At 66.0% G+C, this 11,912-nt stretch carries 14 protein-coding genes and 1 tRNA gene; 10 read left to right on the top strand and 5 right to left on the bottom strand.

What is annotated here, in order from left to right; translation table 11 throughout:
* Positions 1-9: 9 nt before the first annotated feature.
* Genes HGB51_RS04725 through HGB51_RS04715 form a run of 4 tightly spaced genes read right to left on the bottom strand, consistent with a single transcriptional unit; the run spans position 10 to position 2,687 of the window.
* Positions 10-273 carry a hypothetical protein gene (locus HGB51_RS04725; protein ID WP_070207828.1) on the bottom strand — a complete coding sequence of 88 codons (264 nt, stop codon included), beginning with the start codon at positions 271-273 and terminating at the stop codon, positions 10-12.
* Positions 273-569 carry a hypothetical protein gene (locus HGB51_RS04720; RefSeq protein WP_256123603.1) on the bottom strand — a complete coding sequence of 99 codons (297 nt, stop codon included), beginning with the start codon at positions 567-569 and terminating at the stop codon, positions 273-275. Before HGB51_RS04720 ends, HGB51_RS04725 begins: the two co-directional genes overlap by 1 nt.
* Positions 566-1,369 (bottom strand): TonB-dependent siderophore receptor, encoded by an 804-nt coding sequence (locus HGB51_RS20250; protein WP_246233468.1) that lies wholly within the window; start codon positions 1,367-1,369, stop codon positions 566-568. The genes HGB51_RS04720 and HGB51_RS20250 overlap by 4 nt, the downstream gene beginning before the upstream one ends.
* Positions 1,281-2,687, bottom strand: a complete 1,407-nt coding sequence (locus HGB51_RS04715; RefSeq protein ID WP_246233405.1) for a TonB-dependent siderophore receptor — start codon at positions 2,685-2,687, stop codon at positions 1,281-1,283. Before HGB51_RS04715 ends, HGB51_RS20250 begins: the two co-directional genes overlap by 89 nt.
* Before the next feature lie 302 nt (positions 2,688-2,989).
* Between HGB51_RS04715 and thrS the strand changes: the two genes are divergently transcribed.
* The 10 genes from thrS to HGB51_RS04665 all read left to right on the top strand — a co-directional run bounded on the left by thrS (position 2,990) and on the right by HGB51_RS04665 (position 11,258).
* The gene (thrS, locus tag HGB51_RS04710) at positions 2,990-4,894 is read left to right on the top strand and encodes a threonine--tRNA ligase (protein ID WP_070207830.1); all 1,905 of its coding nucleotides are present in this window, start codon (positions 2,990-2,992) and stop codon (positions 4,892-4,894) included.
* A 48-nt stretch (positions 4,895-4,942) separates the two neighbouring features.
* A complete protein-coding gene (gene infC, locus HGB51_RS04705; protein ID WP_026070650.1) occupies positions 4,943-5,482 on the top strand; it encodes a translation initiation factor IF-3 in 540 nt (179 codons plus the stop codon).
* A gap of 270 nt (positions 5,483-5,752) precedes the next feature.
* On the top strand, positions 5,753-5,950 hold the full coding sequence (gene rpmI, locus HGB51_RS04700) for a 50S ribosomal protein L35 (RefSeq protein ID WP_017355265.1): 198 nt from the start codon (positions 5,753-5,755) through the stop codon (positions 5,948-5,950).
* A gap of 10 nt (positions 5,951-5,960) precedes the next feature.
* The gene (gene rplT, locus HGB51_RS04695; RefSeq protein WP_017355264.1) at positions 5,961-6,320 is read left to right on the top strand and encodes a 50S ribosomal protein L20; all 360 of its coding nucleotides are present in this window, start codon (positions 5,961-5,963) and stop codon (positions 6,318-6,320) included.
* A gap of 153 nt (positions 6,321-6,473) precedes the next feature.
* Entirely contained in the window at positions 6,474-7,469 is a 996-nt protein-coding gene (gene pheS / locus HGB51_RS04690) for a phenylalanine--tRNA ligase subunit alpha (RefSeq protein ID WP_070207831.1), read from the top strand.
* Positions 7,470-7,551: 82 nt separating this feature from the next.
* Positions 7,552-9,930 carry a phenylalanine--tRNA ligase subunit beta gene (gene pheT, locus HGB51_RS04685; protein WP_070207832.1) on the top strand — a complete coding sequence of 793 codons (2,379 nt, stop codon included), beginning with the start codon at positions 7,552-7,554 and terminating at the stop codon, positions 9,928-9,930.
* Positions 9,931-9,956: 26 nt separating this feature from the next.
* Entirely contained in the window at positions 9,957-10,256 is a 300-nt protein-coding gene (locus HGB51_RS04680) for an integration host factor subunit alpha (protein WP_005410432.1), read from the top strand.
* Positions 10,237-10,593, top strand: coding sequence for a MerR family transcriptional regulator (locus HGB51_RS04675; RefSeq protein ID WP_068853353.1), 357 nt, complete (start codon positions 10,237-10,239; stop codon positions 10,591-10,593). Before HGB51_RS04680 ends, HGB51_RS04675 begins: the two co-directional genes overlap by 20 nt.
* Before the next feature lie 67 nt (positions 10,594-10,660).
* A tRNA-Pro gene (locus HGB51_RS04670) sits at positions 10,661-10,737 on the top strand.
* Positions 10,738-10,820: 83 nt separating this feature from the next.
* On the top strand, positions 10,821-11,258 hold the full coding sequence (locus tag HGB51_RS04665; RefSeq protein ID WP_070207844.1) for an acetyltransferase: 438 nt from the start codon (positions 10,821-10,823) through the stop codon (positions 11,256-11,258).
* A gap of 130 nt (positions 11,259-11,388) precedes the next feature.
* On the opposite strand, the gene HGB51_RS04660 is transcribed toward HGB51_RS04665, so the two are convergent.
* Positions 11,389-11,871 carry a hypothetical protein gene (locus HGB51_RS04660; RefSeq protein WP_070207833.1) on the bottom strand — a complete coding sequence of 161 codons (483 nt, stop codon included), beginning with the start codon at positions 11,869-11,871 and terminating at the stop codon, positions 11,389-11,391.
* Between the last annotated feature and the right edge of the window lie 41 nt (positions 11,872-11,912).

Genomic DNA, 11,912 nt, shown 5'->3' with positions numbered 1-11,912 from the left:
GAATAGACCTCACTGCACCCAATCGAAGTGGCGCAGCAGCCACAGCAGGCCGAAGCCGAACGCGGCGCTGGCACTGAGCCACAGCCACGCGCGCAGCCCGGTGCGGAACGCGAATGCCCACAGCGCGGCCAGCATCCACAACGGAATGAAAGCGACCATGCTGGGCACGATCACCGACTGCCACGAACCCGGCGGCACCCAGGTGATCAGGCCGGCGGCCGCAGCCGCCACGAAGAAGCCGGCCAGCAGGCCGGCCAGTGCACGTGCCCACATCAGCGTCGCGCCTCTGCTTCGGGCCGCGTCCAGGCGGCCAGGTAGGGCAGCACCAGCGCGGTCAGCATCCAGATCCCCAGCGTGACGCACAGGCCGGTGGCCAGGCCGAGCTGGCCCATCCACAGCCACAGCGACGTGGCGGCCGCCACCAGCCCGAGCTGGCGGCCCAGCCGCGCACCACGGCGCAGGCGCGGCCAGCGGCAATGCGGTGAGGCGGCATAGAACGCCAGCGCCGAAAACGCCGACGCGAGGCCAGCCAGCGCGCAGTACAGCATCGCCAGAGTATCGGCACTCACCACTGGTACCGGACGCTGGCAGTGACGGTGCGCGAGTAGCCGTAGTAGCACCAGGTGCTGCTGTTGCAGGCCGAGACGTATTCCTTGGCGGTCAGGTTGCTGGCGTTGACCTGCACCCGCCACGGGCCACGGTCGTAATGCACGGCCGCGTCGAACAGGGTGAACGACGGCGTGTACCACTGGTTGTAGATGTCGCCGTAGATGCCGCCGTTGTAGCGCACGCCGCCGCCGAAACCGAAGCCGCTCAGCACGCCCTGGGTGAAGGTGTAGTCCGCGCCGAGCGAGGCGCTCTGCTTCGGCACCAGCGCCACGCGCTTGCCGACCGAGGCGTCGTCGGTGCTCTGCCGCACCTTGGCGTCCAGGTGGGTGTAGGCGCCATAGATGCTCAGGCCCTGGCCGATGTTCCAGCGGCCTTCCAGCTCGCCGCCGCGCACCCGGGTCTGGCCCTGCTGGATCGAGAACAGGGTGTGTTCCGGATCCACGGTGAGGGTGTTGTCCTGGTCGATCTGGTACACCGCTGCGGTCAGCAGCAGCTTGCCGCCGGCCGGCTGGTACTTGATGCCCGCTTCGTACTGTTCGCCGGTGGTCGGCGAGAACGCCTTGCCGGAGAAATCGGTGCCGATCGTGGTCTGGAACGACTGCGACCAGCTCACGTACGGGCTCAGGCCGTTGTCGAACAGGTAGTTCACGCCGACCTTGCCGGAGAACTGGTCATCGCTCTGGTGCGCCGAGCTCGGCGTGCCGATGCGCTGGTCGGTGTCGGTGCCCACCCAGTCCTGGCGCCCGGCCAGCGTGAGCAGCCAGCGGTCGATGCGGATCTGGTCCTGCAGGTACAGGCCCAGCGTGCCCTGGGTCTGCAGCCTGGCGCGAGGTGTAGTCCGGAATGGTCACCGGCGCGCCGTACACCGGGTTGTAGGCATCCAGCGACGGTGCGCCGAACGCGAACGCCGAGGCGTAGTCGTCTTCCGAACGACGGTAATCCAGCCCGGCCAGCAGCGTGTGCTCGGCCGCGCCGGTGGCGAAGCGGAAGGTCAGGTTGTTGTCGATGGCGAAGCTGCGCGAGGTGTTCATGCGCGGGTAGTAGTAGCGCACCAGTTCGGTGCTGCCCGGCGCGGCCAGGCCGAACAGGCCCAGCGTGCCGGCGCTGGCGTCCACCTCGGCCCAGGTGTAGCGCACGTTCTGCGCGAACACGGTTTCATCGCCGAAGTCGTGGCGGAACTCGTAGCCCAGCGACGCGGTTTCCTTGGTGTAGTCGTTCACGCCCGGCTCGCCGCCGAAGAAGCTGCGGCGGATGTAGCGGCCATTCGCGCCCGGCACCATGGTGCCCTCATACGGCAGGAAGCCGCCGGCCTCCACCGTGTCGTTTTTCTGGTAGCGCGCCAGCACGGTGAGCGAGTTGGCCTCGTCCGGGGTCCAGGTCACGGCTGGCGCGAAGTAGTACCGGTCGTCGTGGACGTGATCGATCATGTTGTCGCTGTTGCGCGCCAGGCCGGTCAGGCGGTACAGCACGGTGCCGCTGTCATTGAGCGCACCGCCGATGTCGAACGCGGCCTGCTTCAGGTCGTGGCTGCCGACCTGCAGCTCCACTTCCTGGGCCTGGTTGGCGTGCGGGCGCTTGCTGACGAAGTTGACCAGCCCGCCCGGCGGCATTGCGCCGTAGTTGACCGAGGCCGGCCCCTTGAGCACGTCGATGCGTTCCAGCCCGTAGGGCTCGATGCGCGACTCGCCGGTCCAGGTGCCTTCCACGCTGGCCAGGCCGTCCAGGTAGCGGGCCGGCTTGAAGCCGCGCACCAGCAGCCAGTCGCTGCGGGTGTCGTCGCCGTACTGGCCGCCCTGGGCGCCAGCGGTGTACCACACGGCTTCTTCCACCCCGTGGATGCCGCGGTCGCGCATCTGGCGGTCGGTGATCACCGAGATCGACTGCGGAATCTCACGCAGCGGCGTGTCGGTCTTGGTTGCGCTGCCCGAATCGGTGGCGATCGGCGCGGTGACCTGCACGGTGTCCAGGGTGCGCGCGCTGTCGGCGGCCTCGGCCAGGGCCAGGCTCGGGGTGGCGAACAGGGCAATCTGCAGGGCGGCACTGAGCAGGCGGGGCAGGGGGCGGGCGGCGGAGCGCATGGAATCCTCGGAAAGGCAGGCCCGGCAACGGTTGCGGGCAATGTGCATATGGTAATCATTGCTGTTTTCATTCGCCACAAGGGTCTATTCATCCACGTGATGCGGCGCGGGCAGGAAATCCCCGATTGGTTTAAGATCGACCCCATCCACCTTTTCCTGGTACCAAGGTGACCCGCGCCCCGCGCCGGTCCAGCGTGCGACATGAGCACTACCATCGCCCACTGCTGACGCTCCCGACGGCCCCTTGCCCAGGCGCCCTCGTGGCGCTTTTCTTTTATCCGAATAAAGCACGAAACCCAGCCATGATCGCGATCACGCTTCCCGACGGCAGCCGCCGTGAGTTCGAAAACCCTGTCAGTGTCATGGACGTCGCCCAGTCGATCGGTGCCGGCCTGGCCAAGGCCACCATCGCCGGTGCCGTCGACGGAACCCTGGTCGATGCCAGCGACGTGATCGACCACGACGCCAGCCTGCGCATCATCACCGCCAAGGACGAGGAAGGCGTGGAGATCATCCGCCACTCCTGCGCCCACCTGCTCGGCCACGCGGTCAAGCAGCTGTACCCGGACGTGAAGATGGTGATCGGCCCGGTCATCGCCGAAGGCTTCTATTACGACATCTTCTCCGAGCGCCCGTTCACCCCGGACGACATGGCCGCCATCGAAAAGCGCATGGGCGAGCTGATCGCGCAGGACTACGACGTGGTCAAGAAGCTGACCCCGCGCGCCGAGGTGGTGGAAATCTTCAAGGCCCGTGGCGAAGACTACAAACTGCGCCTGATCGAAGACATGTCGCCGGACATCCAGGCCATGGGCATGTACTACCACCAGGAATACGTGGACATGTGCCGCGGCCCGCACGTGCCCAACACGCGCTTCCTGAAGGCCTTCAAGCTGACCCGCATCTCCGGCGCCTACTGGCGCGGCGACGCGCAGAACGAGCAGCTGCAGCGCGTCTACGGCACCGCCTGGGCCGACAAGAAGCAGCTCGAGGCGTACATCAAGCGCGTTGAAGAAGCCGAAATGCGCGACCACCGCCGCATCGGCAAGCAGCAGGACCTGTTCCACCTGCAGGAAGAGGCCCCGGGCCTGGTGTTCTGGCACCCCAAGGGCTGGGCGCTGTGGCAGGTGGTCGAGCAGTACATGCGCAAGGTCTACCAGAAGAGCGGCTACGGCGAAGTGCGCTGCCCGCAGATCCTGGACGTGAGCCTGTGGAAGAAGTCCGGCCACTGGGACAACTACCAGGACAACATGTTCTTCACCGAATCGGAGAAGCGCACCTACGCGGTCAAGCCGATGAACTGCCCGGGCCACGTGCAGGTGTTCAACCAGGGCCTGCACAGCTACCGCGACCTGCCGATCCGCTACGGTGAGTTCGGTTCCTGCCACCGCAACGAGCCCTCGGGCGCGCTGCACGGCATCCTGCGTGTGCGCGGCTTCACCCAGGACGACGGCCACGTGTTCTGCACCGAGGCGCAGATCGAATCGGAAGTGACCGCCTTCCACCAGCAGGCGCTGGCGGTGTACCAGCACTTCGGCTTCGAAGAGATCCAGATCAAGATCGCGCTGCGCCCCGAATCGCGCCTGGGCGACGACGCCACCTGGGACAAAGCCGAAAGCGCGCTGCGCTCGGCGCTGTCCAGCTGTGGCGTGGAATGGCAGGAGCTGCCGGGCGAGGGCGCGTTCTACGGCCCGAAGATCGAGTACCACCTGAAGGACGCCATCGGCCGCACCTGGCAGCTGGGCACCATGCAGGTCGACTTCATGATGCCCGGCCGCCTCGGCGCCGAGTACGTGGACGAAGCCAGCCAGAAGAAGCACCCGGTCATGCTGCACCGGGCCATCGTGGGCTCCATGGAGCGCTTCCTGGGCATCCTGATCGAGCACCATGCCGGCCACTTCCCGGCCTGGCTGGCCCCGGTCCAGGCCGTGGTGGCCAATATCACCGACGCCCAGGCTGAATACGTAGAAGGGGTCAGGAAAACCCTTGCAGATCAAGGCCTCCGGGTAACGGCCGATTTGCGCAACGAGAAGATCGGATATAAGATTCGCGAGCATACGCTGCAGCGGGTCCCGTATCTGCTGGTGGTGGGCGACCGTGAGAAGGAAAATGGCGCCGTAGCCGTGCGTACGCGCTCGGGCGAGGATCTGGGCAGCATGTCCGTCCAGGCCTTCATCGAGCGGTTGCAGGCAGAACAGTCCGTGTAAGACAGTCCCGGCCCCGCGGATGATCCGCCATGGGCCGGTTTGATTCCTCTGGGAGATTGCAATATCAGTACCCCTGACAACAAACAGAACCGCAAGAATCAGGAAATCCGGGTGCCGCGCGTACGCGTGATCGGCAGCGACGGTGAAATGATTGGCGTGTTGACGCGTGATGAAGCGCTGTCGATGGCCGAAGACGAAGGTCTGGACCTGGTCGAGATTCAGCCGCAGGCTGATCCGCCGGTGTGCAAGATCATGGACTTCGGCAAGTTCAAGTTCGAAGCGCAGAAGAAGGCCAATGAGGCCAAGAAGAAGACTAAGCAGGTCGAAATCAAGGAAGTGAAGTTCCGCCCGGTCACCGACGAAGGCGACTACCAGATCAAGCTGCGCAAGATGCGCGGTTTCCTGGAAGAGGGTGACAAGATCAAGGTGAACATCCGCTTCCGTGGCCGTGAAATGAGCCATCAGGAACTGGGTCGCGAAATGGCCAACCGGATCGAAGCCGATCTGGGCGAGGACATCGTGATCGAGTCCCGTCCGCGCCTGGAAGGCCGGCAGATGGTCATGATGATCGCGCCGAAAAAGAAGTAACGCGCCAGCGGCGCGACCCCAGCGTAGAGCCACGCCATGCGTGGCTGAACCGCTGAATGCCGGGCTCTGTCCGGCCGCTTACCCCCGCCCAATCAACCATTTGCAACCGGCTCCGGTCGCTGGCATAATGGGCGGCCCCGTATTGCGGGGTGAAGGACCCGCCCGGTTCCCAGAGGGGAATCCGGGCTTAAAAGCAGGCAAGGGCACGGACGGAAAGTGTGGCATCGCCACCGCCCTGGTCAGTAAAAAAACATCATCAAGGACATTGCAATGCCCAAGATCAAGACCAACCGGGCGGCGGCCAAGCGTTTCCGCAAGACCGCCTCCGGCAAGTTCAAGGCTGGCCACGCCAACCGCAGCCACATCCTCACGAAGAAGTCGACCAAGCGTAAGCGCAATCTGCGTCAGACGAACCATGTTCGTGCAGAAGACGCAGGCCGTTTGAACCGTATGCTTCCCTACCTCTGAGGACTGAACCATGGCTCGAGTAAAGCGTGGTGTACAGGCACGTCGCCGCCACAAGAAAATCCTGACCCTTGCAAAGGGTTACTACAACGCACGCCGCAAGGTCTTCCGCGTTGCCAAGCAGGCCGTCATCAAGGCACAGCAGTACGCCTACATCGGTCGTAAGCAGAAGAAGCGTAATTTCCGCTCGCTGTGGATCACCCGCATCAACGCGGCTGCCCGCATCAACGGTCTGAGCTACAGCCGTTTCATGAACGGCCTGCTGAAGTCCGGTATCACCCTGGATCGTAAGGTCCTGGCCGATATCGCAGTGCACGACGCAGCCGGTTTTGCTGCACTGGCCGAAAAGGCCAAGGGCGCGCTGGCGGCATAAGTCCATTCCCCGCCGTTGCCGTGTAAACGCAACGGCTGCGGGTAAGGCAATGCATGGGGAAGGGCGCAAGTCCTTCCCCATTCTTTTTTGTGCCGCCGGGAGTCGGCCCGGCGCGCATCGCGAAGGCATACCGACGCGAGGTCCTGGCTATCCATGAGTGACATCCAATCCCTGACCACCCAGGCGCTGGCCGACGTGGCCGCCGCACAGAGCCCCGATGCGCTTGAAGCGCTGCGCGTGGCCCTGCTCGGCAAGAGCGGCAGCATCACCGCCCAGCTCAAGCAGCTCGGTGCGTTGCCTGCCGACGCGCGCAAGGCCGCCGGCGAAGCCATCAACCAGGCGCGCGACGCGCTGACCACCGCGCTGGGCGACCGCAAGGCCGTGCTGGAAGACGCTGCGCTCGACGCGCGCCTGGCCGCCGAAGCGATCGACATCACCCTGCCGGGCCGTGCCGCCGAACGCGGTGGCCTGCACCCGGTGACCCGCACCCTGGAACGCATCACCGAAATCTTCGGCCGCCTCGGCTACGAGCTGTCTGAAGGCCCGGAAATCGAAGACGACTGGCACAACTTCGAAGCGCTGAACTTCCCGCCGCACCACCCGGCGCGTGCGATGCACGACACCTTCTACTTCGGCGACGGCCGCCTGCTGCGCACGCATACCTCCGGTGTGCAGGTGCGCTACATGGGCGACCACGCGCCGCCGCTGCGCATGATCGCCGCCGGCAAGGTCTACCGCAGCGATAGCGACCAGACCCATTCGCCGATGTTCCACCAGGTCGAAGGCCTGCTGGTGGACGAGCATTCGACCTTCGCCGACCTCAAGGGCACCCTGTCCGAGTTCGTGCGCGCGTTCTTCGAGCGCGACTTCGAAATGCGCTTCCGCCCCAGCTACTTCCCGTTCGTGGAACCCGGCGCGGAAGTGGACATCGCCTGGCAGCAGCCCGACGGCAGCACCCGCTGGCTGGAAGTGCTCGGCTGCGGCATGGTCCACCCGAACGTGCTGCGCAGCGTCGGCATCGACCCGGAGCGCTACACCGGCTTCGCCTTCGGCCTGGGCGTGGAGCGCTTCGCCATGCTGCGTTACGGCGTGAACGACCTGCGCGCGTTCTTCGAAAACGACGTGCGGTTCCTGAAACAATTCGCCTGATGACGGACTGCCGGGCAGAGCCCGGCACTACGATTGTTGAATTACGGCCCAGGCGCGTGCGCCGGCCCACCAGGGTGACACCATGAAATTCTCTGAAAACTGGCTGCGCAGCCACGTTCCCACCACCGCCTCGCGCGCCGAGCTGAGCGCGGTGCTGACCGCGATCGGGCTGGAAGTGGAAGAGGTCACCGACCTCGGCGCGAACCTCGACCACGTGGTGGTCGCGCGCATCATTTCCGCCGAGCGCCATCCCGAAGCCGACCGCCTGCAGATCTGCCAGGTCGACGCCGGGCAGGGCGAGCACCTGCAGATCGTGTGCGGCGCGCCCAACGCGCGCGCCGGGCTGGTTGCGCCACTGGCGATGGTCGGTGCCAAGTTTGGTGACATGACCATCAAGGCCGCCAAGCTGCGTGGCGTGGAGTCCAACGGCATGCTGTGCTCGGCCAAGGAATTGGGCCTGGACAGCGACGCGTCCGGCCTGTTCGAGCTCCCTGACGACGCCCCGGTCGGCCAGACCCTGGTCGAGTACCTCGGCCTGCCCGACGCCAGCATCGAGATCAAGCTGACCCCCAACCGCGCCGACTGCTTCAGCGTGCGCGGCATCGCCTTCGACGTGGCCGCCGCGTGCGCCAGCGAAGTGGTGCCGTTCAACGCTGCCCCAGTGGCCGCCGTGGGCACCCGTGAACTGACCATCGCGCTCAACGCCGGTGCCGAAGCCCCGCGTTACCTGGGCCGCGTCATCGAAGGCGTGAACCCGCGCGCCGCCACCCCGCTGTGGATGGCCGAGCGCCTGCGCCGCAGCGGCGTGCGCCCTGTGTCGCTGCTGGTCGACATCACCCAGTACGTGATGCTCGAACTGGGCCAGCCGATGCACGCCTACGACCTGGGCACCCTGCAGGGCAGCATCGGCGTGCGCCGCTCGCGCGCCGGCGAAACCCTGAAGCTGCTGGACGGCCGCGATGCCGCCCTCGATGAAAGCTTCCTGGTGGTCACAGACGCCGACCGTCCGGTCGGCCTGGCCGGCCTGATGGGCGGCTTCGATACCCGCGTCACCGACGACACCACCGCCGTGTTCCTGGAGGCCGCGCACTTCGCCCCGGCCGCCATCATGGGCCGTGGCCGCAAGCTGGGCCTGCACACCGACGCCGGCCACCGCTTCGAACGTGGCGTGGACCCGGCGCTGCCGCGCACTGCCATCGAATACGCCACCCGCCTGGTCCTGGACCTGGCCGGCGGCACCCCTGCCCCGGTCACCGAGGCCGTGCGCCAGGACGACCTGCCGGCCACCGCGACCATCGGCCTGCGCCGCGCGCGCATCGCCCGCGTGCTGGGCATCCAGATCGCCGACGCCGACGTGGAGCGCATCCTGCGCGCGCTGGGCATGGACGTGGCCGCTGCCGCCGACGGCTGGCAGGTCACCGCGCCCAGCCGCCGCTTCGACATCGCCATCGAAGAAGACCTGATCGAAGAGCTGGCCCGCATCCACGGCTACGAGCGCATTCCGACCACCCTGCCGGGTGGCGCGGCGCGCATCGCCATGCCCAGCGAGACCCGCCTGGACGACCTGAGCACCCGTCGCCAGCTGGTCGCCCGCGACCTGCAGGAAACCATCAACTACGCCTTCGTCGACGCTGGCCTGCTGGCCAGCTGGCAGTTGCAGGACAACGTGGTGGCCCTGGCCAACCCGCTCTCGGCAGAGCTGGCGGTGATGCGCCCGGCGCTGCTGCCGGGTCTGGTCGCCACCCTGGGCCGCAACGCCGCGCGCCAGCAGCCCACCGTGCGCCTGTTCGAGCTGGGCCGCGTGTTCCACCCGCAGGCCGGGCAGGGCGCCGCCCCGCTGGAAACCCAGCGCGTGGCCGTGGCCGTGTGCGGCGACGCCACCCCGGAACAGTGGGGCCTGGCCACCCGCAAGGTCGACTTCCACGACCTCAAGGGCGACCTGGAATCGCTGGCCGCCGCCTCCGGCGCCGTGCTCAGCTTCGTGCCCTCGACCCGCCCGTACGGCCACCCGGCCCGCTCGGCCGAGGTCCTGCGTGACGGGGTCAGCCTGGGCTGGATCGGCCAGATCCACCCGCGCCTGGCCAAGGCCATGGACATCGACGCCGACGTGTTCGGCTTCGAGCTGGACCTGGCCGCCCTGGCTGCCCGCGCCCTGCCGCGCGCCAGCGACCTGTCCCGGTTCCCCTCGGTCCGCCGCGACCTGGCCTTCCTGGTCCCCGAGGCGGCGGCCTGGGCCGACCTGGAAGCCACCCTGCGCCGGGCCGCCGGCCCGCTGCTGCAGCAGGTGACGCTGTTCGACCGTTATGTGGGCCAGGGGGTAGAGCCGGGCTTCAAGAGTCTCGCTATGGGCTTGATTTTGCAGGACAAGTCGCGCACTCTGACGGACCGCGACGTGGATGCGGTGGTCACCGAGGCGGTGGCCGCGATGGAGCGTGAACACCACGCCCGGATCCGCGGTTGAGCGGGCAGCATGGGGGGTAGCAGGCAATGGCATTGACCAAGGCGGAGATGGCCGAAAAGCTGTTCGACGAAGTGGGTCTGAACAAGCGCGAGGCCAAGGAATTTGTCGACGCGTTCTTCGATGTGCTGCGTGAAGCATTGGAACAGGGACGGCAGGTGAAGCTTTCCGGGTTCGGCAATTTCGACCTGCGGCGCAAGAACCAGCGCCCGGGCCGCAATCCGAAAACCGGCGAGGAAATTCCGATTTCCGCCCGTACGGTGGTCACCTTCCGTCCGGGCCAGAAGCTCAAGGAAAGGGTAGAGGCATATGCTGGATCCGGGCAGTAACCGCGAACTTCCGCCGATACCGGCCAAGCGCTACTTCACCATTGGTGAAGTCAGCGAGCTGTGCGACGTAAAGCCGCACGTGCTGCGCTACTGGGAAACCGAATTTCCCAGCCTGGAGCCGGCCAAGCGCCGTGGCAACCGTCGCTACTACCAGCGCCACGACGTGCTGATGGTGCGCCAGATCCGCGGCCTCCTCTACGAGCAGGGCTACACCATCGGCGGTGCCCGCCTGCGCCTGGAAGGTGCGGGTGCGCGCGACGAATCGGCACTGAGCAACCAGATCATCAAACAGACGCGGATGGAACTGGAAGAAGTGCTTCAGCTGCTGCGCCGCTGAACCCTTTTCAAGCCAAACCGGTTATACTCGTCGGCCCGCTGCAAGGCGGGAACAACACCAGCAACATCGGGGCGTAGCGCAGCCTGGTAGCGCATCTGCCTGGGGGGCAGAGGGTCGTCGGTTCAAATCCGGCCGTCCCGACCATTGTTGGTGACACGATCAAGGGTTCGCACTTCGGTGCGGGCCCTTTTTTGTTTCAGCACGACTGGATTCTGCAGAGGGCAACCATGACCGCCATTCGACCTTCCCGACCCGACGAGGGCGCACGCGTCATCGAGATCTGGCGTGCGGCCGTTGATGCGACCCACGACTTCCTGACGCCCGAAGATCGCCAGGCCATCGACACCATGGTGTGCGGGTTCCTGCCCGATGCACCGCTGTGGATCGCAGCGGATGACAGCGACTATCCAGTGGCGTTCATGCTGCTTGATGAAGGGCACATGGAAGCGCTGTTCGTAGACCCCGCCCATCGCGGAACCGGTGTCGGTGCCGCGCTGGTGCGCCACGCGCTCGCGCTGCATCCGACACTGACGACTGATGTAAACGAGCAGAATGCACAGGCGGTGGGCTTCTACGAGCGGATGGGATTTCGAAGAACCGGGCGCTCTGAAGTAGACGGGCAGGGTAGGCCGTATCCGCTGATCCACCTCAAGTACGTGGACTGATCGAGAGCCTCCGGTTCGAATGTCGGCTGCGGGGCGCCGGATCACGGTGACACGCTGGCTGGTGTTGTCGTCGAGCGAAGGCCCCGGTAGGGGCCTCCATTCCAAGTGCGGCGCAAGTGTGTGGCAGTGCTTACTGGACGGGAGCCGGTGCGCCCGAGCCTGACGGCGGCGGCCCCAGCGGTGCCATCGGCACCTCTTCCAGGTCCACGAGCGAGATCAGCGCCAGCAGGTTCTTGATGCTCATGTCTTCGACGTTGCCAGGACATCGCTCGATTACATCGACGAGTGATAGCAGCTCGACAATGCGTAGGTCGTAGATGCGTAGCAGACTGCGGATTGCGCGGAACACCTCGTGTCTTGAAGGGTCACTGGCACCGATCAGGCGATGCACCTGCGTTCCCGGCTTTGTCGTGGCATCGCAGCGCGTCGATGAGATTGCCTTCAGTATTTCGCCCATCGTCAGCTGGTCTGATGTGCGGATGTCGGTTCGGAGCTTGGATTCGAGCGTGACCCAGGCGGGGCTGCCCCAGTCCAAGGTCTCTGCGATGGCGGTGAAGTAGTAGCTGAGGTCAACTGTGACGCGCGAAGGCGCGGCGAACTGTTCAATGGACATGGTTGGATTCCTCTGGAAGTTGAGTCCGCCACTCCAACGCC

The organism is Stenotrophomonas bentonitica, assembly GCF_013185915.1.
In the GTDB taxonomy this organism is placed as follows: Bacteria; Pseudomonadota; Gammaproteobacteria; order Xanthomonadales; family Xanthomonadaceae; genus Stenotrophomonas; species Stenotrophomonas bentonitica.
The sequence above is the reverse complement of the archived record's forward strand: the minus strand, read 5'-3'. Positions and strand labels throughout refer to the sequence as shown.

Coding starts and splice junctions, on each gene's coding strand:
- HGB51_RS04725 (WP_070207828.1), bottom strand. CDS start 273: ATGTGGGCACGTGCACTGGCCGGCCTGCTGGCCGGCTTCTTCGTGGCG.
- HGB51_RS04715 (WP_246233405.1), bottom strand. CDS start 2,687: ATGCGCTCCGCCGCCCGCCCCCTGCCCCGCCTGCTCAGTGCCGCCCTG.
- thrS (WP_070207830.1), top strand. CDS start 2,990: ATGATCGCGATCACGCTTCCCGACGGCAGCCGCCGTGAGTTCGAAAAC.
- rpmI (WP_017355265.1), top strand. CDS start 5,753: ATGCCCAAGATCAAGACCAACCGGGCGGCGGCCAAGCGTTTCCGCAAG.
- rplT (WP_017355264.1), top strand. CDS start 5,961: ATGGCTCGAGTAAAGCGTGGTGTACAGGCACGTCGCCGCCACAAGAAA.
- pheS (WP_070207831.1), top strand. CDS start 6,474: ATGAGTGACATCCAATCCCTGACCACCCAGGCGCTGGCCGACGTGGCC.
- pheT (WP_070207832.1), top strand. CDS start 7,552: ATGAAATTCTCTGAAAACTGGCTGCGCAGCCACGTTCCCACCACCGCC.
- HGB51_RS04680 (WP_005410432.1), top strand. CDS start 9,957: ATGGCATTGACCAAGGCGGAGATGGCCGAAAAGCTGTTCGACGAAGTG.
- HGB51_RS04675 (WP_068853353.1), top strand. CDS start 10,237: ATGCTGGATCCGGGCAGTAACCGCGAACTTCCGCCGATACCGGCCAAG.
- HGB51_RS04665 (WP_070207844.1), top strand. CDS start 10,821: ATGACCGCCATTCGACCTTCCCGACCCGACGAGGGCGCACGCGTCATC.
- HGB51_RS04660 (WP_070207833.1), bottom strand. CDS start 11,871: ATGTCCATTGAACAGTTCGCCGCGCCTTCGCGCGTCACAGTTGACCTC.